At 74.5% G+C, this 24,991-nt stretch carries 29 protein-coding genes; 13 read left to right on the top strand and 16 right to left on the bottom strand.

Annotation, left to right across the window (positions count from 1 at the left end; translation table 11 throughout):
• The first annotated feature begins 258 nt into the window (after nt 1–258).
• Together WDV06_RS28515 and WDV06_RS28520 are read left to right on the top strand one after the other, a co-directional pair.
• Nucleotides 259–1,089, top strand: a complete 831-nt coding sequence (locus WDV06_RS28515; protein ID WP_395512671.1) for a peptidoglycan recognition protein family protein — start codon at nt 259–261, stop codon at nt 1,087–1,089.
• Between the two features lie 126 nt (nt 1,090–1,215).
• Nucleotides 1,216–1,728, top strand: coding sequence for a RidA family protein (locus tag WDV06_RS28520; protein WP_395512672.1), 513 nt, complete (start codon nt 1,216–1,218; stop codon nt 1,726–1,728).
• A gap of 96 nt (nt 1,729–1,824) precedes the next feature.
• On the opposite strand, the gene WDV06_RS28525 is transcribed toward WDV06_RS28520, so the two are convergent.
• The 5 genes from WDV06_RS28525 to WDV06_RS28545 form a co-directional block, all read right to left on the bottom strand.
• Nucleotides 1,825–2,172 (bottom strand): ArsR/SmtB family transcription factor, encoded by a 348-nt coding sequence (locus tag WDV06_RS28525; protein WP_395512699.1) that lies wholly within the window; start codon nt 2,170–2,172, stop codon nt 1,825–1,827.
• Nucleotides 2,173–2,344: 172 nt separating this feature from the next.
• On the bottom strand, nt 2,345–2,719 hold the full coding sequence (locus WDV06_RS28530; RefSeq protein WP_395512673.1) for a hypothetical protein: 375 nt from the start codon (nt 2,717–2,719) through the stop codon (nt 2,345–2,347).
• A 126-nt stretch (nt 2,720–2,845) separates the two neighbouring features.
• Nucleotides 2,846–3,508, bottom strand: coding sequence for a lysophospholipid acyltransferase family protein (locus WDV06_RS28535; protein ID WP_395512674.1), 663 nt, complete (start codon nt 3,506–3,508; stop codon nt 2,846–2,848).
• A 173-nt stretch (nt 3,509–3,681) separates the two neighbouring features.
• Nucleotides 3,682–4,047 carry a hypothetical protein gene (locus WDV06_RS28540; protein ID WP_395512675.1) on the bottom strand — a complete coding sequence of 122 codons (366 nt, stop codon included), beginning with the start codon at nt 4,045–4,047 and terminating at the stop codon, nt 3,682–3,684.
• A gap of 165 nt (nt 4,048–4,212) precedes the next feature.
• Nucleotides 4,213–4,740 (bottom strand): DoxX family protein, encoded by a 528-nt coding sequence (locus tag WDV06_RS28545; protein ID WP_395512676.1) that lies wholly within the window; start codon nt 4,738–4,740, stop codon nt 4,213–4,215.
• Nucleotides 4,741–5,048: 308 nt separating this feature from the next.
• Here WDV06_RS28545 and WDV06_RS28550 point away from each other — a divergent pair, with 308 nt between their 5' ends.
• Complete coding sequence (locus WDV06_RS28550) at nt 5,049–5,699, top strand: DUF4232 domain-containing protein (RefSeq protein ID WP_395512677.1); 651 nt, start codon at nt 5,049–5,051, stop codon at nt 5,697–5,699.
• Between the two features lie 16 nt (nt 5,700–5,715).
• Here the strand turns inward: WDV06_RS28550 and WDV06_RS28555 are convergent, their stop codons facing one another.
• The 4 genes from WDV06_RS28555 to WDV06_RS28570 form a co-directional block, all read right to left on the bottom strand.
• Entirely contained in the window at nt 5,716–6,744 is a 1,029-nt protein-coding gene (locus tag WDV06_RS28555; protein ID WP_395512678.1) for an iron-containing redox enzyme family protein, read from the bottom strand.
• Nucleotides 6,741–7,052, bottom strand: coding sequence for a CDGSH iron-sulfur domain-containing protein (locus WDV06_RS28560; protein ID WP_395512679.1), 312 nt, complete (start codon nt 7,050–7,052; stop codon nt 6,741–6,743). The genes WDV06_RS28555 and WDV06_RS28560 overlap by 4 nt, the downstream gene beginning before the upstream one ends.
• Nucleotides 7,036–7,722 (bottom strand): HemK2/MTQ2 family protein methyltransferase, encoded by a 687-nt coding sequence (locus WDV06_RS28565; protein ID WP_395512680.1) that lies wholly within the window; start codon nt 7,720–7,722, stop codon nt 7,036–7,038. The genes WDV06_RS28560 and WDV06_RS28565 overlap by 17 nt, the downstream gene beginning before the upstream one ends.
• 97 nt (nt 7,723–7,819) lie before the next feature.
• Complete coding sequence (locus WDV06_RS28570; protein WP_395512681.1) at nt 7,820–8,032, bottom strand: hypothetical protein; 213 nt, start codon at nt 8,030–8,032, stop codon at nt 7,820–7,822.
• Nucleotides 8,033–8,232: 200 nt separating this feature from the next.
• Between WDV06_RS28570 and WDV06_RS28575 the strand changes: the two genes are divergently transcribed.
• Nucleotides 8,233–9,051 carry a DUF1206 domain-containing protein gene (locus tag WDV06_RS28575; protein WP_395512682.1) on the top strand — a complete coding sequence of 273 codons (819 nt, stop codon included), beginning with the start codon at nt 8,233–8,235 and terminating at the stop codon, nt 9,049–9,051.
• A gap of 243 nt (nt 9,052–9,294) precedes the next feature.
• Nucleotides 9,295–11,484, top strand: coding sequence for a catalase/peroxidase HPI (gene katG / locus WDV06_RS28580; protein ID WP_395512683.1), 2,190 nt, complete (start codon nt 9,295–9,297; stop codon nt 11,482–11,484).
• Nucleotides 11,485–11,493: 9 nt separating this feature from the next.
• Here katG and WDV06_RS28585 read toward each other — a convergent pair whose 3' ends face one another.
• The 3 genes from WDV06_RS28585 to WDV06_RS28595 all read right to left on the bottom strand — a co-directional run bounded on the left by WDV06_RS28585 (nt 11,494) and on the right by WDV06_RS28595 (nt 13,250).
• The gene (locus tag WDV06_RS28585) at nt 11,494–12,036 is read right to left on the bottom strand and encodes a GNAT family N-acetyltransferase (RefSeq protein WP_395512684.1); all 543 of its coding nucleotides are present in this window, start codon (nt 12,034–12,036) and stop codon (nt 11,494–11,496) included.
• A 109-nt stretch (nt 12,037–12,145) separates the two neighbouring features.
• Nucleotides 12,146–12,622, bottom strand: coding sequence for a GNAT family N-acetyltransferase (locus tag WDV06_RS28590; protein WP_395512685.1), 477 nt, complete (start codon nt 12,620–12,622; stop codon nt 12,146–12,148).
• A gap of 46 nt (nt 12,623–12,668) precedes the next feature.
• Complete coding sequence (locus WDV06_RS28595) at nt 12,669–13,250, bottom strand: TetR family transcriptional regulator (protein WP_395512686.1); 582 nt, start codon at nt 13,248–13,250, stop codon at nt 12,669–12,671.
• Nucleotides 13,251–13,354: 104 nt separating this feature from the next.
• Here WDV06_RS28595 and WDV06_RS28600 point away from each other — a divergent pair, with 104 nt between their 5' ends.
• Together WDV06_RS28600 and WDV06_RS28605 are read left to right on the top strand one after the other, a co-directional pair.
• Nucleotides 13,355–14,338, top strand: a complete 984-nt coding sequence (locus WDV06_RS28600) for an aldo/keto reductase (RefSeq protein WP_395512687.1) — start codon at nt 13,355–13,357, stop codon at nt 14,336–14,338.
• A gap of 57 nt (nt 14,339–14,395) precedes the next feature.
• The gene (locus WDV06_RS28605) at nt 14,396–15,643 is read left to right on the top strand and encodes an SUKH-4 family immunity protein (protein ID WP_395512688.1); all 1,248 of its coding nucleotides are present in this window, start codon (nt 14,396–14,398) and stop codon (nt 15,641–15,643) included.
• 50 nt (nt 15,644–15,693) lie between these two features.
• Here WDV06_RS28605 and WDV06_RS28610 read toward each other — a convergent pair whose 3' ends face one another.
• The gene (locus WDV06_RS28610) at nt 15,694–16,389 is read right to left on the bottom strand and encodes a scabin-related ADP-ribosyltransferase (RefSeq protein WP_395512689.1); all 696 of its coding nucleotides are present in this window, start codon (nt 16,387–16,389) and stop codon (nt 15,694–15,696) included.
• Nucleotides 16,390–16,614: 225 nt separating this feature from the next.
• Here WDV06_RS28610 and WDV06_RS28615 point away from each other — a divergent pair, with 225 nt between their 5' ends.
• From WDV06_RS28615 to WDV06_RS28635, 5 genes are all read left to right on the top strand, one after another.
• Entirely contained in the window at nt 16,615–17,127 is a 513-nt protein-coding gene (locus tag WDV06_RS28615) for a hypothetical protein (protein WP_395512690.1), read from the top strand.
• A 53-nt stretch (nt 17,128–17,180) separates the two neighbouring features.
• Nucleotides 17,181–17,867, top strand: coding sequence for a HEAT repeat domain-containing protein (locus tag WDV06_RS28620; protein WP_395512691.1), 687 nt, complete (start codon nt 17,181–17,183; stop codon nt 17,865–17,867).
• A 40-nt stretch (nt 17,868–17,907) separates the two neighbouring features.
• Nucleotides 17,908–18,978 (top strand): HEAT repeat domain-containing protein, encoded by a 1,071-nt coding sequence (locus WDV06_RS28625; RefSeq protein ID WP_395512692.1) that lies wholly within the window; start codon nt 17,908–17,910, stop codon nt 18,976–18,978.
• A gap of 434 nt (nt 18,979–19,412) precedes the next feature.
• Nucleotides 19,413–19,745 (top strand): DUF3887 domain-containing protein, encoded by a 333-nt coding sequence (locus tag WDV06_RS28630; RefSeq protein WP_395512693.1) that lies wholly within the window; start codon nt 19,413–19,415, stop codon nt 19,743–19,745.
• A gap of 639 nt (nt 19,746–20,384) precedes the next feature.
• A complete protein-coding gene (locus tag WDV06_RS28635) occupies nt 20,385–21,578 on the top strand; it encodes a serine hydrolase domain-containing protein (protein ID WP_395512694.1) in 1,194 nt (397 codons plus the stop codon).
• 11 nt (nt 21,579–21,589) lie between these two features.
• Here the strand turns inward: WDV06_RS28635 and WDV06_RS28640 are convergent, their stop codons facing one another.
• The 3 genes from WDV06_RS28640 to WDV06_RS28650 all read right to left on the bottom strand — a co-directional run bounded on the left by WDV06_RS28640 (nt 21,590) and on the right by WDV06_RS28650 (nt 24,352).
• Nucleotides 21,590–22,810, bottom strand: a complete 1,221-nt coding sequence (locus WDV06_RS28640) for an FUSC family protein (protein WP_395512695.1) — start codon at nt 22,808–22,810, stop codon at nt 21,590–21,592.
• A 91-nt stretch (nt 22,811–22,901) separates the two neighbouring features.
• On the bottom strand, nt 22,902–23,183 hold the full coding sequence (locus tag WDV06_RS28645; protein ID WP_395512696.1) for a WhiB family transcriptional regulator: 282 nt from the start codon (nt 23,181–23,183) through the stop codon (nt 22,902–22,904).
• A gap of 59 nt (nt 23,184–23,242) precedes the next feature.
• Nucleotides 23,243–24,352 (bottom strand): mechanosensitive ion channel family protein, encoded by a 1,110-nt coding sequence (locus tag WDV06_RS28650; protein ID WP_395512697.1) that lies wholly within the window; start codon nt 24,350–24,352, stop codon nt 23,243–23,245.
• 314 nt (nt 24,353–24,666) lie between these two features.
• Here WDV06_RS28650 and WDV06_RS28655 point away from each other — a divergent pair, with 314 nt between their 5' ends.
• On the top strand, nt 24,667–24,909 hold the full coding sequence (locus WDV06_RS28655) for a protealysin inhibitor emfourin (protein ID WP_395512698.1): 243 nt from the start codon (nt 24,667–24,669) through the stop codon (nt 24,907–24,909).
• Nucleotides 24,910–24,991 lie beyond the last annotated feature (82 nt).

Consider the following 24,991-nt stretch of genomic DNA (forward strand, 5'->3'; position numbering starts at 1 on the left):
TTTTTTGCCGCGGGGGGCGGGGGCGCCCCCCGTGGCTTACCCCCCGGCCGGAAAAAAAAATGCGGGGCCCCCCCCGGGGGGGGGGGGGCGGGGGCCCCGCCGGGAGCCGGGGGGGGCCCCTTCGCCGTGGCCGTCGCCTTCCTCTTCGCCGTCCCCCGAAAGGGACCCAACGCGGTGGGCCCACGGAGCGCCTGCGTGCCTCGCGGCGCCCCGTCCCCTTGCATGGGACGCCCGTCCCCCCAAGGAACAGGCGGCTCCATGACGTCCGACCCCTCCGCCCGGCTCTCCCGCCGCGGCGTGTTCTCCGCCGCACTCGCCCTCGGCTCCGCCGTCCTCCTGCCCTCCGCCGCCGCGACGGCCCGCGCGGCCGGCAACCGGGCCCCCGGAACCGGAGGCCGGGACGGCGCCACGACGCCCCCGATCACCGACTGCGGCGGCTGGGGCGCCCGCGAGGCGTCCGAGGAGGTCGTGGTCCTCGACACCCGTCCCGAGCGGATCATCGTGCACCACACGGCCTCGGCCAACGTGACGGACTACTCGCGCGAGCGGGCGCACGCGCTGGCCCGGGCGATCCAGACGTACCACATGGACGTGCAGGGCTGGATCGACACGGGCCAGCACTTCACCGTCAGCCGGGGCGCGTTCGTCCTGGAGGGCCGCCACCACAGCCTGGCCGCGCTGGACGCCGGGGACCGGCTGGTACGGGGCGCCCACTGCGTGGGGCAGAACAGCGTGGCCATCGGCATCGAGAACGAGGGCACCTACACGACGGCGGAGCCGCCCGCCGCGCAGTTCTCCGCCCTCGCCGACCTGTGCGCCCGCGTCTGCCGCCAGTACGACGTGTCCCCGTCCGAGATCTACGGGCACCGGGACTTCAACAGCACCGCCTGCCCCGGCGACCGGCTCTACGCGATGCTGCCGCAGCTGCGCCAGGACGTGGCGCGGCGGCTGGGCGGCACCGAGGCCGTGCCGCTGCCGCGCCGGCCCGTCCACGCGTCCGCCGACTGGTCGGCGGATCCGGCCGCCCTCGCCGGCTCCCTCGCGGAGTACCTGCCGCCGGGCCTGCTCGACCCGGTACGGACGCGCTGACACCGCGGCCGGCCGCGCCGTCCCGCGTCCGCCGTCCACGCCGATTCGATTCCCGTTCGAGGCGTTCTCGCTCGCCCGGTGGGAACGTCGGGGCACCAGGCTCCGCTGGGACGAAAGGAAACGGGAATGACCAAGTCAGGGCGCAGGTTCGGCATCGCCGCTGTGGTGGCCGCGCTGGTGGCAGTGATGATCACCGTCGTGGGGCCGCAGGGGGCCAGTGCGCAGGACCAGGCGCGCCGCGGCGGCTGGGACCACTTCGGTTTCGGGGTGCCGTGGGAGAACTCCTACGGGTACTCGCAGGCGATCAGGGCCGGTGACACGGTCTACATCTCGGGTCAGCTGTCGCACGACGCGGCCGGGAACCTGGTGGGCGTGGGCGACTTCGAGAAGCAGGTGCGCACCTCGTTCGAGAACATGGACAAGGTCCTCGCGCACTACAAGATCCCGCGCAGCCAGATCGTCAGCATGAAGATCTACACGAAGGACCTGCGCAAGAACTTCGACACGGCCGCGCGCCTGCACAAGGAGTACGTCGGCAACCACCGCACGACGGACACCATCCTGGGCGTCAGCGACCTGGCCTTCCCCGACCAGCTGGTGGAGATCGAGGCCGTCGCGCTGGTCAAGCCGCGCTCCTGACCGAGCCGGCCGCGCGGACGCTTCGGCCGGGACCCGTTCCACGGGGTCCCGGCCGGTCGTGCGTGCGGGGGCCCGGGCTCCGCGTGCGCGGAGGGCCTACGTGCGGACGGGGGCGGGGTCCTTCTCGTTGAGCTCGGCGATCAGGGCGTTGCGGCCGACCAGCATCTCCGTGAGGATCCTGCGGGCCGCGCGCAGGAGTTCGGCGACATCGCCGCCGGCGAGGGCGTAGGTGACGGTCGAGCCCTCGCGGGTGGAGACGACGATGCCCGAGCGGCGCAGGACGCCCAGCTGCTGCGACAGGTTGGAGGCCTCGACGTCGATCTCGGCCAGCAGGTCCCGCACGGGCATCGGACCGTCCTGGAGGAGCTCCAGCACGCGGATGCGGACCGGGTGGCCGAGCATCCGGAAGAACTCCGCCTTGGCCTGGTACAGCGGGACCTGAATTCCCACGACGCTCCTGTTCCTCCTCGGACCGCTCCGGTCGGGGTGGGACCACCACCTCACCCATCGTCGCGTCCCGTCGGCCCACGCGGAACCGATGTTGACCTGTTTCACATGTTCCGAGTTGAAGACTTCTTCAACTCATGGGCGTGCGTGGGCCCGGCGGACGCCTCCGTCAGACCTCCAGATCGCCTTCGATCCGGTTGAGCTGGTGGCGGGCCATCGCCAGGTTGGACTTGCCCCGGTCCAGGACGAGGTAGAGGAAGAGACCGCCGCCGGAGCGGCCGCGCCGGATCCGGATCAGGTGGTACTGGCTGCCGAGGGTGATCAGCAGGTCCTCGATCTCGTCCTGGATGCCGAGCATCTCCATGGTCCGCATCTTGGCCCGGATGACGTCGGTGTTTCCGGCGGCCGCCACCATCAGGTCCAGGTCCTTGCCGCCGCCGAGCGTGCCGAGGGCCATCCCGCTGGCGTAGTCCACCAGGGCCACTCCCAGGGCCCCCTCGATCGAGGTCATCGCTTCCTTCAGCGAGACTTCCACATTCGCCATGGCTGTCCTCCGTCGGTGTCGTGTGCCGGGAGCCGCACGGATCTTCCGTGGTTCCCGTGACGGGACGCTACCGATCGGACGGCCCCGTACGGCCGGATCCGGGGAATTGGCCTGATTCCGACCCTGTCACGCCCCGTAGGCGGCGGGCTCCCCCAGATGTGCGGCCGCCGTGCGCCAGGCGTCGGTCACGGCGGTCCGCGCCTGGAGCGTGCGGGCGGCGGTGTCGCCGGTCGGTTCCAGCGGGCGTCCGACGTGGACGTGCAGCCGGGGGCGCCGCAGCGGGGCGGTGAGGACACCGGCCACCTGCTTGGCGGGGCCGCCGGAGGTGACGCGCCGGACACCGGCCTGTCCGACGGGGACGACGGGCGCACCGGTGCGCGCGACCAGCCGGGCGAGCCCGCTGCGGAAGGGCAGGGGCGCGGCTTCGGCGGCGTCGCGGCGCGAGGGGATGCCGCCCTCGGCGTACAGGAGCACCGAACGGCCGGCCGCGAGCGCCGCCGCGGCGCGGTCGAGGGCTTCGGCGGCCCGCCGGTCGCCGCGGTGGACCGGTATGTGGCCCTCGCGGACGAGCAGACGGCCCAGGACCGGGATGCGCCAGAGGCCGGCGGCGGCCATGACGACGGGCTCGACACCGCAGCGGCGCAGGGCGGCGAGGACCACGGCGGGGTCGGCGAGGGAGGTGTGGTTGGCGACGATGACGCTGCCGGGGGCGAGGCGGACGTCGGGCGCGATGGTGACGCGGACGCGTCCGAGGACGGGGACCAGGAGGTGGGCGAGACGGCTGAGCACGGTGTTCTTCTCCGTTCACGGACGGCGGCGACGACTGCTCCAGCGTGGCCGCCGCCCGCCCGGACCGCCTGAGTCGTCCTACTCAGACCGGCGGGTCGCGCTACCCGGACCCGGGCGCGGCGACGCCCGCCGCGCGGTTCGCGGGGCGGGCGGGACCGTGACCGGACGCGGCGTCAGGAGACGCGCTTGAGGGTCCAGGCGTTGTTGTTGAACCCGGAGTTCGGGAAGGCGACGCAGGAGCCGGAGTAGTAGGAGCTGGTCTGGACCCAGCCGGCGGGGTAGTACGTGGAGCCGCAGGCCTGGACCACGGTGCCTATGGGCAGGCCGGTGAGCTGCTTGATCTGCTTGATGTTCGGTGCGAAGTTCTGGCCGCCGCAGGTGTTGCTGTAGCCCCAGCTGACGTCGACGTAGCCGACCGGGGTGGCGGTGCTCGCGCAGGTGGTGGTCACGTCGCCGGGGGCGGCCTGGGCGGGCGCGGCGGCGAGGGCGAACACCGCGGCGGCGCCGGCGAGGGTCATGGCGGTGCGCAAACGAGTCATGGCGGGCTCCTTGGACACGAAAGAGGCGAACGGGGTACGGCAGCCCATTCCTACGGCCTGGCCGCGCACCGTGACAGCCGGTTTCCGGTCGGGATGATCACGCCACACCGGCACGTCCCCGCACGGCCTTCCGGCCACGCCCCGACAGCGCCTCGCCGCCGGGCGTCAGGCGGGTTCCCCCTCGGCCGCCTGCTGCCCCCGGGCCCGCTTGGCGACGACGGCGGCCGCGGCGACGGCCGTCGCGCCGAAGGCCAGCGCCAGCATCCACGGCTGGTCGAAGGTGTGGCCGGTGGCGTGGTCGAGGGAGTAGCGGCCCGCGCCGGCGAGGCCGATGGTGGCCGCGGTGAACCCGAGGAACGCCGGGTACTCGTAGCCCCCGGCCTGGGCGAAGAACCCGGCCGGGGCGTGGACGGACACCGCGCCCGCCATGGCGCCCGCCGCGGCGGCGCCGGCGGCGGGGGTGGCCAGGCCCAGGAGCAGCAGGGCCCCGCCGCCGGTCTCGCCGAGCCCGGCGGCCAGGGCGCTGTGCCGGCCGGGGGTGAAGCCCATGTGCTCCATCGCGGCCGCGGTCCCCTCCAGGCCCCCGCCCCCGAACCAGCCGAACAGCTTCTGCGTGCCGTGGGCCATGAGCACGGCGCCGGTTCCGGCACGGAGGGCCAGCAGTGCGAGATCGCGTCGGTTGATGCAGCTCATCGGGTCTCCCTGGGGAACGGGGGCGGGTACCGGGGACATCCGTATCCCGTCGGGGCGGCGAAGCCTCACGCCCGGGGATTCGTCCGCCGAACGGGCGAGCCCCGGTGGCGGATCGGAACGGCCCGGGGAGGCGGGGTGGCCTGAAACTGCGTGGTCATGTCACCGATCTGTGACGGCGTCGTCCTGGAACGACGACGTCGCGGGCTCCGGGCCCCCGGCTCCCTCATAGTGATCATGTGGCGCCGAGGGGCCGAACGCTCCCGCCACGGCCACGCACCACCGACCACCGAACTCAAGGGGCTCCGTTCATGTCCGGCAACCGCCGCAAGGCCTTCCTCGTCTCCGCAGCCCTCGTGGGCGGCGCCATGCTGTTGACGGCGTGCCAGGACTCCGACGCGGCGGGAACCGGCGCGCAGGGCGCCCCCTCCGCCGCTCCTTCCGTCTCCGCGACGGCGGGCGGCAAGCAGGCCGACGGGAAGGCTCCCGGCGCGACGGGCAAGCCGTCGGCGGGCACGGCCGGCTCGGGCGCCGACACCGGCAGCGGCGGACGCAAGCCCGTCGAGCAGACCTGCGGCGCCAACGACATCGCCTGGAGCGCCAAGACCGAGAGCCAGGCGGGCGGATACTTCCTGGTCACCGCGAAGGCCAAGCCCGGGATCACCTGCTGGCTCCCCGCGGCGCTGCCCACCGTGGCGTTCGGCTCCGACGGCACCCAGGCCGGCCCCGCGGAGCACGCCGCGGCCCAGCGGATCCAGCTGGGCGGGAACACCGCCGCCTACGCCGGGGTGAACCCGAAGACCGCGAAGACCGACGGCGGCAAGGAACTGGACAGCATCATCGTCGCCGTCGGCAACTCCGACCCCAACCCGGTCTCCCTGCCGGTCGGCACCTTCACGGTCGACCACCCGGTCGTCACCAACTGGCACACCTCCGCGAAGGACGCCGTCCCCCTGAAGTGACCGGCCCCGGCGCCCCTCACCCGGTGGGGGGCGCCGCGCCGACAGGGGTGCGCAGGGCCGAGCGGTGCTGTTCCCACGCCGTACGGATGTGCGCGGCGAGGCGGTCCTCCAGCAGGAGCGTCGCCGCGCAGCCGAAGGCCACGTCGGGCTCCAGGTCCGGTTCGTCGGCGAGCAGGCCCTCGATCACCTCGTGACGCACGACCTGCTCGTGGACCGCGTCGGCCTCGACGTGCTCGGCGTAGAAGCGCTCGGCGGCGGGACCCGCGCCGCACCGGCGCATGGCCCGGGCCAGGCGCCGGGAACCGGGCGAGGAGGTCACCTCCACGCAGGCGAAGTGCCCGACCAGGGCGCCGCGCAGGGAGCGGTGGAGGCCGAGGAGGGACATCAGGTTGACCGTGGCGAGCAGGGGCGCGGGCGCCCGGTCCAGGTAGTGGCCGTAGGAGGCGTCCAGGCCGAGGTCGGCCATGAGGTCGGCGAAGAGGCGGGCGTGGATGCGGTCGGGGTGCCCGGCGCCGAACTCGTCGTACTCGATGGCGACCATGGCGGCCTTGGCCCGGCCGCTCAGCCGCGGGATGACCCAGGCGTGCGGGTCGGCCTCCTTCAGGTGGTACAGGGAGCGCAGGGCCGCGTACTCGCGCAGCTGCCAGGGCTCGCCCGCCGTCTCCAGGTGGTGGCCGATGCTTCCGCTCGGGTCCACCGGTTCGACGAGGAGGGGGTCGAAGGCTTCCCTCACCGTGCGCGGGGCGCCGGCCGTCGCGTCGCGCAGGGCCCGCAGGAACCGGTCCTCCAGGGCGGCCCGCAGGCGCAGCAGGGACGGATCCCATTCGAGGTCCTCGTCCACGCCGGCGAAGCCGCGGTAGTGCAGCTCGTAGAGGAGGTAGAGGGCCAGGTGCAGGTCCTCGCCCCACGGGTCGGCCTGCGCGGCCGCCGAGGGGTTCCCGTGGGCGAGCCCGTCCCCGCGCAGGGCGGCCACCACGGCGCGGGACAGCGGGCCTCGCCCCTCGACCAGTACGGGGCCGGTGGCGGCCGGTGCGGCTGTGGTCATCGTTCACTCCCGTCGTCGGCTTCCCCGGCGCCGCCCGCTTCCCCGGCGCCGGGGGGTGGCGGGGCGGCACGCTCGCGGGCACGGTGGCTGGTGTCGCACCAGGGGTACGTACGGCTGCGGCGGCAGGTGCACACGGCGACCATGAACCGGTCCGACCGGACGGTGGTCCCGTCGTCCAGGGTGATCTCGACCGGTCCCTCGACCAGGACCGGGCCGCGGCGCTCCACGGACACCCGCCGCGCCGGGGGCCCCTGCGCCGCCGACGGCGCCGTGCGACCGCCGGATCCGGGTTCAGGGGTGCTGGGCACGGACCACCACCAGTTCCTCCCGGTCCTCGCCGTCCTCCGCCAGGCCCTGCTCCCGCAGCCACGCCGCGCGGGACCGCAGCACGGGCCCCCAGGGGATCCGGGTGCGTTCCGTGACGTGGGCCTGCATGCCCTGCCGGTGCAGCAGGGCGAGGGTCTTCTGCGCCCCGCACATGCCCGAGTGGACCATCAGGAGGACCCCGCCGGGCCGCAGCAGGCCCGGGGCGGCGGCGCAGATCCGGTCGATGACGGCGCGGCCCTCCCGGCCGGCCTCCCAGGCGCGCCGGGCCCCGCCGGCGGGCAGCCGGGAATCCGGGCCGGGGACGTAGGGCGGGTTGGCGAGGACCAGGTCGAAGCGCCGCCCGCGGGTCCGGTCGGCGAAGTCGCCGTGCAGGACGCGCAGCCGCAGGCGCTGGCGCCATCCGTTGAGGCGGGCGGCCAGCACCGCGGGCCAGGCCACGTCGACGGCGGTGACATGGGCGCCGCGGGCCGCCGCGCGCAGGGCGAGCACCCCGGTTCCCGTGCCGATCTCGACGACCTGCGCCCCCGGGCGCAGGGGCTCCCGCGCGAGGGCGTCGGCGAGCAGCAGGGTGTCCGCCTGCGGGCGGTAGACACCGGGCAGGGCGATCAGGCGCGGCAGGGGGTCGGTGTAGGTCAGGGCGGTGCTGGGCACGTGGATCTCCTGGTCGGACGGGGGTCACGGTTCCGCGCGGGCGGCGGGGCGATCTGGCCCGCGCCTACCCGTGATCCCGCGCTTTGCACCTGGCGCCTCAGATCCGGTCGCGCGTCTCGTCCACCACGGGGAGGGCGGCGGCGCGGCGGCGGCGCAGGACGCGGCTGTAGACGCCGAGCCCCAGGAGTCCCCCAGCCATCATGATCACGCCCACCACGTCCAGGTTGACACCGTCCATGTGCCAGTCGCTCGCGAAGGTGAGGATGGCCCCCACCACGATCAGGGTGATGCAACCGCCTATGCCGCCCATGGATGTTGCCTCCTCATCGGGCCTCACGGTCTGTCCGTGACCGCGCGGTTACCCGGCCTTCGGTCGGCGAAACGGCGGCGCCGGGGATCCCGCCGGGGCCGCCTGGGGCGTGGGCGGCGCATGTCCGCGGCCCCCAGCGGGCAAGGGCGGCGTGCGCGACCCTGAGCACGACCCTCGAACCCTCACGGAAGGGGTGGACGATGACGGCACCCTCCGCCGGCGACACCGGGGCGGGCGAGACGCACGCGGCGGTGGCCGCGGCCGCCCGGTGCGGTCTGGCCACGCGCGGCGTGCTGTACGTGGTGGTGGGCGTGCTGGCGCTGCGGATCGCCTTCGGCCGTTCGGAGCGGGCGGCCGACCGTACGGGCGCGCTGGCCGAACTGGCCGCCCACCCGTTCGGGCGCGTGCTCGTGTGGGCGGTCGGTGCCGGTCTGGTGGCGATGGCGCTGTGGCGGCTCTCGGAGGCCGTCTTCGGCGCCGCCGGGCCCGAAGGGCGCAAGCTCACCCGGCGCTTCGCGGCCGCCGCCCGGACCGGCTTCTACGCGGTGGGCGCCTTCTCCGCGCTGTCGTTCGCCGCGGGCCGGGGCGGCGGGCGCTCGGGGGACGAGCAGTCGCGGGACGTCACGGCCATGGCGCTGGCGGCCCCGGCGGGCCAGTGGCTCACGGCGGCGGCGGGCATCGCCCTGGCCGTCGGCGGGGTCGTCATCGCCGTGGGGGCGGCCCGGCGCACCTTCCGCAAGGAGATGGACACGGTGCGCCTGCCCCCGGGCGGCCGCCGCGCCGTGGACGCGCTCGGCGTCGTGGGCGGTCTGGCGCGCGGGGCCGTGTTCACCGCCGCCGGAGCGTTCCTCGTCCACGCGGCCGTCTCGTACGACCCCGGGAAGGCCAAGGGGGTCGACGACACCCTCCGGTCGTTCGCCGGGACGCCCGCCGGGCCGTGGCTGCTGGTCGCCGTCGCGACGGGGCTGCTGCTGTTCGGCGTCTTCTCGTGGGCGATGGCCGCCTGGCGCAGGGTCTGAGGGGCGGGCCACCGGGGTGCCCCGGGGGAACGCCCTCGGCTTTCTCCCCGGGAATGCGAATGCCCCGCGCCTTGCTCCGGACGTGAAAGATCGCGGGCACGGATTCGGTGGAATGGGGCGCCATTCGCGGATCCCGGTCGTCGAACGCGGCATTGTCATGCGTGTTCTCGTGGCTCTGAAGCCCGCGGTGCGCGACCATTACCGACGCCGATACGGCTGGACCGAGACAGGAAGAAGGACGACGTGTCCGGTAGCGAAAGCGAGAACCCGGTAATCCCCTCCCCGGCCCCCGCGGCGACTCCGCCGAGGACGAACCGGGACTGGTGGCCGAATCAGCTGGACCTCCAGGTCCTCCACCAGAATTCTCCCCTCGCCGACCCGATGGACGAGGACTTCGACTACGCCGAGGAGTTCGCGGGACTCGACGTCGACGCGCTGAAGCGGGACGTCTTCGAGGTGATGACCACCTCGCAGGACTGGTGGCCCGCCGACTACGGCCACTACGGGCCGCTCTTCATCCGGATGAGCTGGCACGCCGCGGGGACGTACCGGATCGCCGACGGCCGCGGCGGAGGCGGGGAGGGCGCGCAGCGGTTCGCCCCTTTGAACAGCTGGCCGGACAATGCCAGCCTGGACAAGGCCCGGCGGCTTCTCTGGCCGGTCAAGCGGAAGTACGGACGGAAGATCTCGTGGGCGGATCTGCTCGTCTTCGCGGGTAACTGCGCCCTGGAATCCATGGGCTTCAAGACGTTCGGATTCGGCTTCGGCCGGGAGGACGTATGGGAGCCCGAGGAGATTTTCTGGGGGCCCGAGGACACCTGGCTCGGAGACGAGCGCTACAGCGGCGACAGACAACTCGCGGGTCCTTTCGGCGCCGTCCAGATGGGCCTGATCTACGTGAATCCGGAAGGGCCCAACGGAAACCCGGACCCGCTGGCCGCGGCCCGTGACATCCGTGAGACGTTCGCCCGTATGGCGATGGACGACACCGAGACGGTCGCGCTGATCGTCGGGGGCCACACGTTCGGCAAGTGCCACGGGGCGGTCAGTGCCGAGTACATCGGCCCCGAGCCCGAGGCGGCTCCGCTGGAGGAGCAGGGCCTCGGCTGGCGGAACACCTTCGGCACCGGTGCGGGCCCGCACGCGCTCACCAGCGGGCTGGAGGGCGCGTGGACCACCGCCCCGACGAAGTGGGACAACGGGTACCTGGACAACCTGTTCCGGTACGACTGGGAGCTGACGACGAGCCCGGCCGGCGCGCAGCAGTGGACGCCGAAGGACCCCGCGGCGCGGGACACGGTGCCCGACGCGCACGACCCCTCGAAGCGTCACGCCCCCATGATGCTGACGACGGACCTCGCCCTGAAGCTGGACCCGGTCTACGGCCCGATCGCACGCCGCTTCCACGAGAACCCGGAGGAGCTGGCCGATGCCTTCGCCCGGGCCTGGTACAAGCTCCTGCACCGTGACATGGGGCCCGTCACCCGCTATCTCGGCCCCTGGGTGCCCGCGCCGCAGCTGTGGCAGGACCCGGTCCCCGAGGTCGACCACGAGCTGGTCACGGACGAGGACGTCACCGCCCTGAAGGCGAAGGTCCTCGCGTCGGGCCTGTCCGTCCCCCAGCTGGTCGCCACGGCGTGGGCGTCGGCGTCGACGTTCCGCGGCACCGACAAGCGCGGCGGGGCCAACGGGGCGCGGATCCGGCTCGCGCCGCAGCGCGGCTGGGAGGTGAACGACACCCCCGAGGTGTCCGAGGTGCTGGAGACCCTGGAGCGGATCAAGCGGGAGTTCGACGGTTCCCAGTCCGGCGGCAAGCGGATCTCGCTCGCCGACCTGATCGTCCTGGGCGGGTGCGCGGCCGTCGAGCGGGCCGCCGCCGACGCCGGGCACCCGGTCGAGGTCCCGTTCGCCCCCGGGCGCACGGACGCCTCCCAGGAGCAGACGGACGTGGATTCGTTCGCGGTGCTGGAGCCGCGGGCGGACGGGTTCCGCAACTACCTGCGGGCCGGGGAGAAGCCGGCGGCCGAGACGCTGCTGCTGGACCGGGCCAGTCTGCTGACGCTGACGGCTCCGGAGATGACCGTCCTGGTCGGCGGCATGCGCGCCCTGAACGCCAACGTCGGGCGGTCCCCGCACGGCGTGTTCACCGACCGGCCGGGGACGCTGACCCCCGATTTCTTCGTCAACCTGCTCGACATGGGGACGGAGTGGAAGGCTTCGGCCACGGCGGAGGGCGAGTTCGAGGGGCGGGACCGGGCGACGGGCGCGGTCAAGTGGACCGCGACCGCCGTCGACCTGGTCTTCGGCTCGAACTCCCAGCTCCGGGCGCTGGCGGAGGTCTACGCGTGCGACGACGCGCGGGAGAAGTTCGTACGGGACTTCGTGGCCGCCTGGGACAAGGTCATGAACCTGGACCGGTTCGACCTGGCCTGAGCCGGCCTACTAGGGCTCGGCGGCCGGCCGCCATTCCTGGACGAGGAGCCCGAGCAGCACCTCGTCCAGGAACCGGCCCATCACCCAGGCCGAGGAGCGCAGCACCCCCTCGCGGACGAAGCCGTTGCGCTCGGCGGCGCGCAGCATCGCGTCGTTGTCCGCGAGCGTCTCGATCTGGAGCCGCTGGAAGCCGCGCACGGTGAAGCCGTAGTGGCAGAGCACGGCGACCACGTCGGTGCCGTAGCCCTTGCCGCGCGCGGCCGGCAGCAGCCCCAGCCCGAGGTGCGCGAACCGGTTGTGGGTGTCGATGCCCCACATGGTGGCGGTGCCGATCAGCGTGCCGCCCTCCAGCTCGACGACGGAGAACTGGACGCTGCGCTCCTGCTTCTCGTCCACCACGAGCCGCGGGTCCTGCGAGCCGGGGGTGATCGGCCGCCACGGCCCCGCCTCGGAGCGGGAGGAGTTGACCACGTCGTCGTGGAGTTCGGCCCGCAGGACCGGGATGTCGTCCTCGTGGCGGGCCCGCAGCCCGACCTTGTCGCCTCTCAGCATGCGTGCTTCCTATCCGGCGCGGGGCGACGGCGGCAAGCCAATATGCGGGCCCGCCCCGGGGCGCAGCAGCCCCCGCAGGGTGTCCCGGTGGCCGCGGCCCGGGGGCGGCTCAGTCGGCGAGGGTGAGGAGGAGTTCGTCGATCTCCTCGCCCCGCGCGTGCGCGAAGCCCCGCTCGTGGCCGGTGACCACGAACCCGCACTTCTCCAGGACGCGCAGGGAGCCGGCGTTGTCCGCGGCCGTGCGGGCGTGCAGGGGGCGGTCCGGGACGGCCGCGAGGAGGGCCCGCAAGGCGGCGGTGGCCGCGCCCCTGCCCCAGTACGCGCGGCCGATCCAGTACGTGACCTCGCGCTCCCGGGGCGGGCCGAAGAGCCCGACGCTGCCGACGACCTCCCCGTCCGGGCCCACGACGGTGCGCGTGACGACCGCCGGATCGCTGCGGATGCGCCCCCAGTGCGCGTCGAACCGGGCGCGGTCCGACGGGTCCTCGGCGGTGAACGCCGCCATCCGGACCGCCTCGGGTTCGTTCGTCTGCGCGTAGAGGACCGCCAGGTCCGCGTCGCTCACCGCGCGCAGCGTGACGTCCATCCGGGCCTCCTGGGGTGGGGAAGGGGAAGGGGTGGCGGGCCCGCCGTCAGGCGGCGGGGGGCACGGGGGCGCCGTCGCGGACCTCGACCAGCCGGGCCACCGCGTCGACGACCGCCGCGCGGTGGGCGGCCCGGTGTTCTCCCGCGTCCGGGGCGCCGCCGGCCGCCGTGTACCAGGCCTGGGCCAGGGCGAGGACCAGGGTGAGCAGGTCGGCCGGGGCGTGTGCGGGGTCGACGTGCCCGGCGCGCTGGGCCGCGGCCAGCGAGGCGGTCTTGCGCGCGTAGGACTCCGCTTCGAGGGCGGTGGCCTCCGGGCGCTCCAGCCTCTTCCACATCACCAGCCGCATCAGCCGCGGGTCTGCCGTCAGGTGGTCGAAGATGGCGCCGGCGTAGCGGGGCAGGTCCTCGGCGTCGAAGGGGACGGATTCCGCGCCCTGCTCCACGGCCTGGAGGATCACCTGGTCGAAGAGCTGTTCCTTGTTGCCGTAGTAGACGTAGATCATCCGCTTGTTCGCCCCGGCGGTGTCGGCGATGCGGTCGACCCGGGCGCCGGCGATGCCGTACGCGGCGAACTCTTCGAAGGCGGCCGCCAGGATGCGGGCCTTCGTTGCGCTGGAATCACGTGCCATGGCCCCGAGGCTAGCAAGTAACTATCTGGTTATTGACATCTCGGAACACGCGCGTGCACGATGTAGGTAACCAGTTAGTTATTTATCTTCCCCAGGAGAACACCATGGAACTGCGCGCACTCGGCTCCCAGGGCCTGCACGTCGGCGCCGAAGGCCTCGGCTGCATGGGCATGAGCGCCTTCTACGGCGCCACCGACGAGACCGAATCGCTGGCCACCATCGACCGCGCCCTGGAGCTGGGCGTCACCCTGCTCGACACCGCCGAGGGCTACGGACCCTTCGTCAACGAGCGGCTGGTCGGCAAGGCCGTCGCCGGCCGCCGCGACGAGGTGGTCATCGCCACCAAGACCGGCATCGAGATCGACGACGACGGCACCGTCCGCGGCCACAACGGCCGCCGCGAGTACATCCACCGCGCCGCCGACCGCTCGCTGCGCCACCTGGGCACCGACCACATCGACCTGTACTACCTGCACCGCGTCGACCCGGACGTCCCCGTCGAGGAGAGCATCGGCGCCATGGCGGAGCTGGTCACCGCGGGCAAGGTCCGCCACCTCGGCATCAGCGAGGCCGCCGCGGCCACCATCCGCCGCGCGCACGCCGTCCACCCCCTGACGGCCGTGCAGACCGAGTACTCCCTCTTCGAGCGCGGCCTGGAGGACAACGGCGTACGGGCGGCCCTCGACGAACTCGGCATCGGGCTGGTCGCCTACTCCCCGCTGGGCCGCGGCTTCCTCTCCGGGGCCATCACCGGTCCGGACGACTTCGCGCCGGACGACTTCCGCCGCGCCGACCCCCGATTCCAGGGCGGCAACTTCACCCGCAACCTCGCCGTCGTCGACGCCGTGCGGCGCCTGGCGGAGGCCAAGGGGGTCACCTCCTCCCAGCTGGCCCTCGCCTGGGTGCTGCGCCAGGGCGCGGTGCCGATCCCGGGCACCAAGCGGCGCGGCTACCTGGAGGAGAACATCGCCGCCACCGGCGTGACGGTCACCGACGAGGACATCGCCGCCATCGAGGCCGTGGCCCCGCGCGGCGTCGCCTCGGGCGAGCGCTACGCGCCGCAGTACATGAGCAGCCTGAACGGCTGACAGGGCCAGGGCCGTCCCCCGGGCGGCCCTGTCGGCGGCGGGTGGCAGCATGTCCGCATGACTCGCGACGATCTTGACACGCTGTTCTCCTCCCCCGCCGGTCTGCTCGCCGCCGGCCCCGCCGCCCTGCGGGGCCTGCCCGCCACGGGCGGTGGGGCGGGCCGCGAGGCCTGGGCGCAGGCCGTCACGATCCTCGGCGGCGCCGAGGTCCCGCGTGCCGAGTTCGCCTCGTGGCTGCACTTCGGTGCCAAGGTGCTGGGCCACGACGCCTACGCCGACCTGGTCGCCGCGGCCGAGCCCGGGATGCCGTGGCGCACCGTCTGGGCCTGGTGGCGGCCGGTCGGCGCCTACCGCGCCAAGCCCAACCTGAGCGGGGACTGCAGCGTCGAGGTCCACGAGGCGCCGGACGGCCGCCTCCTGCTGAAGCTGTGGTCGCAGTGGACCCATGAGCGGTGGCTCGACCCGGCCACCGGGGAGCCGGTCCCCGCCCCCGCCGGGGGCGAGTTCACCGAGCGGCCCTACGACGCCCCCGTGGAGGGGCCCGTCCTCTTCGACCCCGACGCCGAGGACCACGGGCTCCACCAGCCCGACACCTGGGAGGAGCCGGTGGCCCTGGGCGGCGGCCGCGTCCTGTTCGTCGAGCCGCGCGGCCTCGTGGTCCTGGAGCACACCGGCGGGGCCGGGGACGAGGCCGGCGACGGCGAGGCCGTCGCCTGGGGCGGGGGCGGGCCCTGGTTCGCCGGACCGACGGCCGCCGAAGCGCCCCTGGACGCGGCCCGCCTGGAGGAGGCGTTCGACGCGGACGGGATGGTCCTGCTGACCCCGGACCAGCTGCCCGAGGCCCTCACCCACGCGCCCACGCGGGAGCTGGCCGTGACGGCCGGCCTGCCGACGTGGTTCGCCGCCGGAGTCGCCACGTTCAGGCTGGCCTGGGCCGGGGGCACGGCGTCCGGGATGGAGCCCGACGGGGACGGGCTGCTGCACCTGGGCACGTTCGAGCTGGGCTACGCCGACACCGGCCGGGTGCTCGTCCACGCCCGGACGGGCGCCGTCTCGATGGTCCGCGGCGGCGAGGGGCCGTTCCCGTTCGCCCGGGACACCGAGACGTTCGTACGGGTGCTGGAGGCCGTGTACCGGTTCATGGGCGCCTGCTGGAACGGGTACCCGGGCGAGGACGGCGCGCGGGACTTCCTCCGCGAGACCGCCGCCCTCGAACCGCTCACGGCGGACGGGGACTCCCCCGCCGGGGACGTGTGGGCGCACCTGTTCGCCGCCATCACCGAACTCAGCCCCTGGGGCTTCTGACCCCGCGCCGTCCCGCCGGTCCGGCCGGCGGGACGGCGACGGGACAGGGATCAGTGCGTGAGGGCGTAGGCGGCCCGGTCGCTCTTGTAGGGGGCGAAGCCGGCGTTGTCCTTGCAGGCGAGCCGCTCCCAGGTCTTGTCGTTGGTGACCGGATCCGTGCCCGTCAGACGGTACTTGCAGGCGCCCTTGATGAAGTTGCCCCGCACCCCGCCCGGGAAGTCGACCTCCTTGTTCCACAGGTACGGCGACTGGTAGCCGTTCACGCGCGCCGTCGCGTTGACGTCGATGCCGCCGGGCGCGTAGATCTCGTACACCCAGCCGGTCTTCTCCGTCCCGTACGTCGCGAACCGCTTGGCCACCGACGGGTCGCAGCTGGTGCTGAGGTGGGCGCTGAGCTGGCCGCCGCCCTTGACGATGTACTCGGCGAGCGGGATGAGCTGGTCACCGCGCGGGGTGAAGCCCGTCCGGAAGATGTCCTCGACGTTCTCCCTCGTGTCGCCGCGCCACAGGGTGTTGACGTCGTCGCGCCACTGCCAGCGCTCGCTCACCGCGGTGGACGCCACCGTCGGGGCGATCCCCGGGTCCGTCGTGGTGCGCCACCAGTCCCAGGCCCGGTACTCGACGACCGGGCCGCAGGGCGCGCTGGAGTCGTCGCCCGCCGCCGGGGCGGCCGCTGCGGACGGGGACAGGGCGGCGCAGGACAGGACGAAGGTGGCGGCGAGCACCCGCAGTGCGGCGTTCAACATGGCGTGACGACCCATCAGTGGAGGCGGTGGGGTGGGGTAACACCCCGTTTATAGGGGGGCCGTCGGGCGCCGGTGCCGCGGTACGGGCCGCGGTCCACCCGTGCGGGTGGATCAGTCGTACCGGAAAAAGGATTCACCGGCCGCCCGGTCGGGCACGATCGCCGGTGCCCCACCCGCACGGCACGGCCCGCACCCCGCACGGTCATCCAGCAGGAGGCATCCGACGTGAAGACCCGATCCGTCCTCACCGCTCTCTTCCTCGTCCTCGGCGCCCTGTTCGCACCGGGATTCGGCGTGCTGAGCGGCGCGGCCCAGGCCCAGGCCGCCCCGGTCAAGATCACGCACGCGACGGCGACCTCGATGTTCCGCCAGGCCGGCATCACGTGGTCCTCGTCGGGCGGCTGCTCGGACCGCAACAACCCCACGTGCACGTCGTTCGAACAGCTCAACCTGGCCACGGCCCAGGGCGCCCAGACCCTCCGGAGCGCGAGCGGCTGCGCGCTCAACATCACCGGGGGCACCGAGACCGGGCACGCGAGCGGCACGTACTCCCACTGGAACGGCTACAAGCTCGACTACGCGAAGTCCACCTGCCTGACCGGCTACGTGAAGAACACGTTCGCCTACATCGGCGTGCGCGGCGACGGCGCCCCCATGTGGCAGTCGGGCTCCGGCAACGTCTACGCGGACGAGGGCAACCACTGGGACGTCCTCTACTACAACTGCGGGGGCTGCTGAGCCGGCGGGCCGGCCCCGCCCGGCCGCCCGGCACCGCGCTTGACCTTGACACCGTGGCAAGGTCTTCAGTGGTCGCCGAGGAGGTGGTCGCGGTGATCACGGAAGAGGAAGCACGGCTGGCGCGGGCCCTGGAGGGGCTGCGGCACCCCAGCGCGTCGGTGCGGCTGCGGGCCGCGCTGGAGGTCGGGACGGCCGCGCGGGACAGCAGCGTCGGCGTGCTGATCGAGCGGTGCGCGGTCGAGCCCGAGTTCTTCGTACGGGACATGCTGACGTGGGCGCTGGTCCGCCACCCGGCCGCGGTGACGGTACCGGGGCTGGTGGAGGCGCTGGGCTCGCCGGGCGCTCAGGCCCGGAGCCAGGCCCTGCACACCCTGTCCAAGATCGGGGACCGCGGGGCGTGGCCGGCGATCACCCGGGAGCTGCTCGCCGACGCCGACGACACGGTGGCGCGCAGCGCCTGGCGGGCGGCCGTCGTGCTGGTGCCTCCGGACGGGCGGGGGGAGCTGGCCCGGCTGCTGGCCGCGCAGTTCGGGCGCGGCGGGCACGAGACGCGGCTGAGCCTGAGCCGGGCGTTCGTCGCGCTCGGCGAGGAGGCCCTGCCGGCCGTGCGCACCGCGATGACGGCGCCGGCCCCCGCGGTGCGGGAACACGCGATCGCCACGGAGCGGCTGGTTCTCGACCCCGACGCGGGATTCGAGTTCGCCCTGCGGGAGGCGAGGCGGATCATGGTCGGAGGGTAGGGCAGGGCGGGGCCGGGCGTGGTGAGGAGCGGAGCGGGCCGTGTTGATCGGTGAGGTGGCGCGGAGGTCCGGGGTCAGCGCCCGCATGCTCCGGCACTACGAGTCCCTGGGCCTGCTGCGGCCGTCCGGGCGGACCGGGACCGGGTACCGGGAGTACTCCGAGGAGGACATCCGGCGGATCTTCCACATCGAGAGCCTGCGGTCGCTGGGGCTCGGGCTGCGGGACGTGGCGCGGGCCCTGGACGACCCCGGCTTCACGCCGTCCGGGCTCATCGACGAGCTGGTGCGGCAGGTGCGGGAACGGGTCGCCGCGGAGACGCAGCTGCTGACCCGGCTGGAACGGATCGGTGCCGCGGAGCCGGCCGACTGGGAGGAGGTGCTGCGGGCCGTCGCGCTCCTGCAGGCGCTCAGGTCGCCGAGCGCCGGGGAGCGCCAGCGTGCGGCCCTGTCGGCGGCCGAGGGGGGTGCGGCACCGGTGGAGGCGCTGGCCGAGGCCGCGCTGGGCGAGACCGACCCGAACGTCGCCGGAGCCCTGCGCTGGGCGCTGGCCCGGGCCGGTGACGCCGGGATCGGTCCGCTCGCGCAGGGTCTGCGCTCGCCCGTGGCCGAGGTGCGGAGGCGGGCCGTGCTGGCCCTCGCGGAGATCCCGCTGCCCCGGGCGACCGCGCTGCTGGAGGCCGTGCTCGGGGACGGGGACGCGGGGGTCCGCGGGTGCGCGGCCCTGGCGCTCGGGGCGCGGGGGGTGGCGGCGGCGGTGCCGGCGCTGACCGACGTGGTCGTCGCGGGAGCCAACGACGTGGACGCGGCCGACGCGCTCGGCGCGCTGGCCGCGGACCCGCCGCTGGCGGAGCGCATCGCCGCCGGGTTCCTCGACCGTCTGGACCGGGGCAACCTGGGGGCACCGGCCCGGCTGCGGCTGGCGCAGGCGCTGGCCGACATCCCGGGAGACACGGCGGCGGGCGCCCTCGCCCGGCTGTCCCGGGACGAGGACCCGGCCGTCGCCCGCACCGCGGCGTACCTGACCGGCCTGCGCGGCGGCCGCCGAAGCCCCGCGCGCCCGGCCCCGCAGGGGCAGGGGGCGGGGCGTGCGGGGGGCGTACCGGCGCCCTAGGTGTGTTGTCCGGACAGGTTGGTGGCGCGGCGTCCGGTGCGTGCTCTCGGCGTGCCGGGCGAAGGCCCTCGTACGGGGTGTACTCGGGACTCCGGCCGGTGCGGCGAGAGGGCGTGCCCCGCCGTGGGCCGCGCCGTGCGGGACTTTCGCAACGCCCCTAGCCTGAAACCGGTGGCGGACTCGCGTGCCCGCGTTCCGTCCGCCCCTCCTCGCCCGGAGGAAGGAGCAGGCCATGCCCTCGTTCCCGCGCGGGACCGGACTCGCCCGGAACACGACCGTGGCGGCCCTGGCCACGGCGGCCCTGTTGACGTCCGCCCCCGGCCGCCCGCCGCCCCCCCGAGCCGGCTCCGCCGGGGGTCGCGACATCCGGCGCGGGGACCACGCACCACGCGGCGCCGAGGGCCGCCGCCGTCGCGGTGCCCCGCGTCGGAGTGGTGCCCGGAGAACCTTCGTACCGGCAGCCTGCCCTCGACGCGCTCGGCGAGGTGGTGCGCGGGGACTTCGCGGCCGTCTCCGCGCGGTTCGCCCCGGCCCTCCGGCGCCAGGCGTCCCCGCAGGTGCTGGAGCGGTCCTGGCAGGCGTACGTGCGGGAGTTCGGGCGCTATCGGGCGCACGGGGAGCCCCGCCAGACCGGATCCGCAGCGGGCACGGTGGTGCGTGTGCCGCTCCGGATGGAGAAGGGGCCCGGCGAGTTCCGCGTCACCTACGACGGGAACGGCCTGCTCGTCGGGCTGTACTTCCTGCGCGCGGGCGTGCCGGTTCCCTAGGTCCTGTCGTCAGACTCCCGTCTGCCCCGCGACGCCTGGCACGCTGCCCCGAGCTCTGCGAGCAGGGGGTGCCCCCACTCGCCGCACCGGGCGAAAGCCGAGTACGTCCAGCACGCGGGCTTCCGCCCGCCCGCGAACATCAGGCCCCCGCCGCGGCGGTGACCGCCCGGCGCCGGTCCCCCGGGCCTGCCGCTTCCGCAGGCCCGCCGCACGCCGGGGCCGCCGCCCCGGTCGGCCCCTCCGGGTGCCGCCCCGACGGCCGCCACCGCGCACCAGGCCCCCGCCGCGTCGGCGGATCGCCGCGGCGGTGGCCCGGCCGGAAGGGCCGTCGGGCCGTGCGCCGACCGCGGGCGACACGCCCGGTGCGGGGGATCCGGGTGTGCGCCGACCGGCCGCCGGTGCGCGCGGCGCGGGACGGCGGCGGTGGTGCGGCTGCTAGTGCTGTGACCGGAACGGTTCACCGCCTCGCTGCGTCGCCGGACCGCGCGCGTACGGCGAGTAGGCGCAGCGGCCCTCCCCCTCACCACGCACCGCACCGCACCGGACGCCGCGGACCGGCGGACCCTTCCGGCCACAGCACCAGGCAGGCGGGCCCGCAGCGGTCCCCGGCCGAGCCCGCCCCCACCCCGGGAGACACCCGTGCCCACCCGCGTACGCCGCTTCCGCACCGGACTGTCCGCCGCCGCCCTCGCGGCCGCCGCCCTCGGCGCGCTGCTCCCGCCCGCGCAGGCGGCCGGCGCGGGTCCGGGCACCGCCGGAGGCCACCCGGACCGCGACGACCGCCTCCAACGGCGGCTCGAACGGCTCGTCGCCCAGGCCGACGGCCCGCCCGGGGCGATCGCCGTGCTCACCCGGGACGGCCGCAGCCAGGTGTACACCGCCGGTGTCGCGGACCTCGCCACGGGCCGGCGGCCGGACCCCGAGGACCACATGCGCATCGCCAGCGTCGCCAAGGCGTTCAGTGGCGCGGTGGCCCTCCGCCTCGTCGACCAGGGCCGCCTCTCCCTCGACGACACCATCGGCGAACGGCTACCCGCCCAGCCCGCCGACTGGCACGCGGTGACCCTGCGCCAGCTCCTCCAGCACACCAGCGGCCTGCCCGACTACTCGGCCGCCCCCGATTTCCTGCGCGTCCTGCGGGCCGACCCCCGCCACCGGTTCGACCCGCGCACCCTCCTGGACTTCGTCGCGGACGAGCCGCTGCTGTTCCGCCCCGGCAGCCTGTACGAGTACTCCAACTCCGACAACATCGCCGTGGCCCTCATGGCGGAGGCGGCCACCGGCCGCCGGTACGAGGACCTCCTCACGGACCTCGTGTACCGCCCGCTCGGCCTGCGCGAGACCAGCCTGCCCCTGGGATACCGGCTCCCCCGCCCGTTCCTGCACGGTTACGACGTCGACCCGCCCGCCGGGCCCGAGGACGTCAGCGAGGCCCTGGGCGCCTCGGGGGTCTGGGCCTCCGGCGGCATCGTCTCCACGCCGCAGGACCTGGGCGCCTTCATCCGCGCGTACGGGGGTCCCGCGCTGCTGTCGGACAAGACCCGTGAGGAACAGCTCGCCTTCCGTCCGGGCGACTCCTCGGAACCCGCGGGCCCCGGCACCAACGCCGCCGGGCTGGCGCTGTACCGGTACGCCACCCGCTGCGGCGTCCTCTACGGCCACACCGGCAACTTCCCCGGCTACACCCAGCTCGCCGCCGCCACGCCGGACGGCAGGCGGTCGCTCACGTTCTCCATCACCACGCAGACCAGCAAGGGCAACAAGCCCGCGCTGCTCGCCAGGCTCCGTACGGTGCAGGAGGACTTCGCCTGCGCCCTGCTCAAGGACCGCTGAGCGGCCCGGACTCAGCGGCGGGCCGCGCGCCGCAGGGCGCGGTGGAGGCGGGTGCCGGACTCGTGACGGAGGCGGGAGTGGCGGTCCAGTTCCTCCATGAGCCGCTGGGATCGCTTGTCGACGTCGAGTTCGTCCAGCACCCGGTCGACGTCGGCGAGCAGTGCGCCGTGCAGCTGCCAGTGCGCGGGTGAGGTGTGCAGCTGCTCCAGCAGCAGGCGGGCCAGCAGGTCGCGGGAGTCCCGTGCCATGCCCAGCTCCCGGGTGAGCCGGTCCTCCTGCTCCTCGGCGTTGGTGGTGACCTGGGCGGTGATCAGCCGCGAGAAGCTGTGGACGGCGAGCGCCATGTGCCCGAACAGGTCCTGGAGGGCGCGGGTCACCGCGGGGGTGAACAGCGGCTCGTCGCTGCGGGCCTTCGCCAGGTCGGTGAGCGCCCGGGCCGACACGCGCAGGACGACCGCGCAGATCTCCAGGGTGTCCAGGCCGGTGCGCAGGACCAGCCGGAACATCAGCCCCTCGCGGACGCGGGGGTTCATGCGCAGGCTGTCCTCCGCCTGGCGCAGCGCGGCGTCCACCCCGGCGATGTCGTTGTCGAGCCGGCGGGCCTCGTGCAGCCGGGTGGCGGCCTCGGCGACCGTGGTGTGTCCGGTGAGCTCGTCGGCCATGCCGGTCATCAGCGCGGCCATCCGGGCGGCCAGGTCGTCGATGGCCCGGCTGGCGGGCTCCACCCAGACGGGCGGGGCGAACAGGAGGTTGAAGGCGAGCCCGACCACGGCGCCGATCAGGGTCTCCAGCACCCGGTCCCAGGCGGTGTCGGCCACCCGGGTGACGCCGAGCACCAGCATCGCGCTGATGGCCACCTCGGGGACGAACTCGTCCACCCGTACCAGGTGCCCGACCACCAGCGAGGCGAGGATGACCAGCCCGAGGCTCCACCAGGTCAGGCCCACGAGCGCGCTGAACCCGATCGCGACCAGCACTCCGGCCACGACCGAGTTCACGCGGCGCACGCCGGTGGTGAGCGTGGAGTAGAGGGTGACCTGGACCACGAGCAGGGCGGTCAGCGGGGCCGTCAGCGGAGCGGGCTCGTTGCTGAGGCGGAGGGCGACGACGTACGAGAGCACCGCGGCGCCGGTGGACCGTACGCTCTGCACCACCACGGGGTCCCGCCGTCTGGCCACCAGGCGGTGCGGGATGTGACGGAAGGGGCGGAAGGGCCGTGCGAGGTCGGGCATACCTTCGCCTCTTCCCCGTCGGCGGCGATGATCACGCGGCGGACGGGTTTTCGCGTCCGTCGGCTCACCGGGCGGCGCCGCGCCTGCCGGTTCAGCTCGCGGCACTCGCGTACAGGGGGCGGCGTTCCTCCTCGGTCAGGCCGCCCCAGACGCCGTAGGGCTCCTGGACGCGCAGGGCGTGGCGGAGGCACTCGGCCTGGACCGGGCAGAGGGCGCATATCTCGCGGGCCGCCTGGTCGCGTTCGGCGCGGTCCTCGCCGCGCTCGCCCGCCGGGTGGAAGAACCTGTCGGGGCCGAGGTTCCGGCAGGCGGCGCGTTCCTGCCACTCCCAGTGGTGTTCCGCTCGGCCGGGCAGCCGTGACACGTTCGACATGGGTCGGTTCCTTTCCCGCGTGGTCGCGTGGGTCGGGGTGGGATCGGTCTCCGGGTGCGTCAGTCCCGCGTCTGGCCCGGTCGGGCGCCGCGAAACCTGTGCGTCCCGCCGGACTCCGCCGGCAGGTGGGGGGCGGGCACGGCCGGGGAGGTGGAGACGCGCGGGAGGGCGTAGGGGTGCTTCTCGGCGAGCCAGGCGACGAGTTCCTCACGGACGGTGCAGCGGACGGTCCACAGGTCGTCGGGGTCCTTGGCGGTGACGATGGCCCGCAGGACGACGGTGGTCGGGGTGGTGTCGGTGACCGCGAGGTTCCAGCCGCGGCCGTCCCACTCCGGGCAGCGGTCGAGGATCTCCTTGAGGCGTTCGCGGATCAGGGAGACGGGTGCGCTGTGGTCGCAGTGCAGGAAGACGGTGCCGGTCATCTGGATCCCGCCGCGGGACCAGTTCTCGAAGGGTTTGCCGGTGAAGTAGGAGACGGGCATGGTGATGCGGCGCTCGTCCCAGGTCCGCACGGCAAGGAAGGTCAGGGTGACTTCCTCGACGACGCCCCACTCGCCGTCGACGACGACGGTGTCACCGATGCGCACGAGGTCGCCGAAGGCGATCTGGAAGCCGGCGAAGAGGTTGCCGAGGGTGGACTGGGCGGCCACGCCGGCGACGATGCCGATGATGCCGGCGGAGGCCAGCACCGAGGTGCCGACGGCGCGGAAGTCCGGGAAGGTGAGCAGCATCGCCGCCGCGGCGAGCAGGGCGACGAGGGCGGTGACGATCCTCATGATGAGGGTCACCTGGGTGCGGACGCGGCGGAGCCGGGACGGGTCGCGGGTGCCGGCGGCGTACCGGGCGTACGAGGACTCCACCACCGCCGAGGTGATGTGGACGACGCACCAGGCGCCCGCGCCGATCGTCACCAGGGAGAGGGCCCTGCCCACCGCCGCCTCGTGCTCCAGCAGCGGCCGCCAGGAGATCTGCCGGAACGAGCCGCGCAGCAGGGCGGCCAGCAGGAGGATGCGCAGGGGGAGCCCGCAGCGGCGCAGCAGGCTCCACAGGGGGGTCTCGGGGTGGCGGGCGTCCACGCGCCTGAGCACCAGGTCGGCGAGCCAGCCGACCGCGGAGGTGAGCAGGACGGAGCCGCCCAGGACGGCAAGCAGCCTCAGTACGCCGTTCATGGCTCCTCGGAGGTGTCGGGGGAAGGTGTACAACGGGTCCGCGCGTGCCCTGCCGTTCCCCCGGCAAACCGAGGGCCGGACCGGACCGGTCCCGCGGGTCCGGCCGCGCGGCCGGGGCGGCGGTCTGCGCGGAGGCGGTCGTCCGTCGGCCACGCGGTGGCGGTTTCCGGCCGTTTCGGGGCGTTCCGGGGCCTGCCGCCGGGAGGCGGCCGGGATGCGGGGCAGCAGCGGCGGTGGCGGCGGGTGTACCGCCGTCGCCGCGGCGGCCCCGGCGGGGCCGCGCGGCGGGAGACCCGACCAGGAAGGAGAGGACCGTGCTGATCACCGTCACCCGTTCCGGGGGCTTCGCCGGAGGCGAGAAGGAGCGCGAGCTCGACACCGCGGGCCGCCGGGACGCCCCGCGGTGGGAGGAACTGGCGCACCGGGCCGTCGCGTCCACGGCGGACGGCTACCACTACCGCATCACCGTCGACGGCCGGACGGTCGACGTCCAGGACCCCTATCTGTCCGAGGAGCAGCGGGAACTGATCCGCGGCGTGCTCGGCGAGGGCGCCTGACCGCACGGCGGCGGGGGGGGGGGGGGGGGGGGGGGGGGGGGGGGGGGGGGGGGGGGGGCGGGGCGGCGCGGGCGGGGGGGGG

The sequence above is a fragment of the Streptomyces racemochromogenes genome (assembly GCF_044129415.1).
Taxonomy (GTDB): Bacteria; Actinomycetota; Actinomycetes; order Streptomycetales; family Streptomycetaceae; genus Streptomyces; species Streptomyces racemochromogenes_A.

Bases quoted from the DNA above. Each gene is read 5' to 3' on its own strand.
- WDV06_RS28515 (WP_395512671.1), top strand. From the start codon at position 259: ATGACGTCCGACCCCTCCGCCCGGCTCTCCCGCCGCGGCGTGTTCTCC.
- WDV06_RS28520 (WP_395512672.1), top strand. From the start codon at position 1,216: ATGACCAAGTCAGGGCGCAGGTTCGGCATCGCCGCTGTGGTGGCCGCG.
- WDV06_RS28530 (WP_395512673.1), bottom strand. From the start codon at position 2,719: ATGGCGAATGTGGAAGTCTCGCTGAAGGAAGCGATGACCTCGATCGAG.
- WDV06_RS28540 (WP_395512675.1), bottom strand. From the start codon at position 4,047: ATGACTCGTTTGCGCACCGCCATGACCCTCGCCGGCGCCGCCGCGGTG.
- WDV06_RS28545 (WP_395512676.1), bottom strand. From the start codon at position 4,740: ATGAGCTGCATCAACCGACGCGATCTCGCACTGCTGGCCCTCCGTGCC.
- WDV06_RS28550 (WP_395512677.1), top strand. From the start codon at position 5,049: ATGTCCGGCAACCGCCGCAAGGCCTTCCTCGTCTCCGCAGCCCTCGTG.
- WDV06_RS28555 (WP_395512678.1), bottom strand. From the start codon at position 6,744: ATGACCACAGCCGCACCGGCCGCCACCGGCCCCGTACTGGTCGAGGGG.
- WDV06_RS28570 (WP_395512681.1), bottom strand. From the start codon at position 8,032: ATGGGCGGCATAGGCGGTTGCATCACCCTGATCGTGGTGGGGGCCATC.
- WDV06_RS28575 (WP_395512682.1), top strand. From the start codon at position 8,233: ATGACGGCACCCTCCGCCGGCGACACCGGGGCGGGCGAGACGCACGCG.
- WDV06_RS28585 (WP_395512684.1), bottom strand. From the start codon at position 12,036: ATGCTGAGAGGCGACAAGGTCGGGCTGCGGGCCCGCCACGAGGACGAC.
- WDV06_RS28590 (WP_395512685.1), bottom strand. From the start codon at position 12,622: ATGGACGTCACGCTGCGCGCGGTGAGCGACGCGGACCTGGCGGTCCTC.
- WDV06_RS28595 (WP_395512686.1), bottom strand. From the start codon at position 13,250: ATGGCACGTGATTCCAGCGCAACGAAGGCCCGCATCCTGGCGGCCGCC.
- WDV06_RS28600 (WP_395512687.1), top strand. From the start codon at position 13,355: ATGGAACTGCGCGCACTCGGCTCCCAGGGCCTGCACGTCGGCGCCGAA.
- WDV06_RS28605 (WP_395512688.1), top strand. From the start codon at position 14,396: ATGACTCGCGACGATCTTGACACGCTGTTCTCCTCCCCCGCCGGTCTG.
- WDV06_RS28610 (WP_395512689.1), bottom strand. From the start codon at position 16,389: ATGTTGAACGCCGCACTGCGGGTGCTCGCCGCCACCTTCGTCCTGTCC.
- WDV06_RS28640 (WP_395512695.1), bottom strand. From the start codon at position 22,810: ATGCCCGACCTCGCACGGCCCTTCCGCCCCTTCCGTCACATCCCGCAC.
- WDV06_RS28645 (WP_395512696.1), bottom strand. From the start codon at position 23,183: ATGTCGAACGTGTCACGGCTGCCCGGCCGAGCGGAACACCACTGGGAG.
- WDV06_RS28650 (WP_395512697.1), bottom strand. From the start codon at position 24,352: ATGAACGGCGTACTGAGGCTGCTTGCCGTCCTGGGCGGCTCCGTCCTG.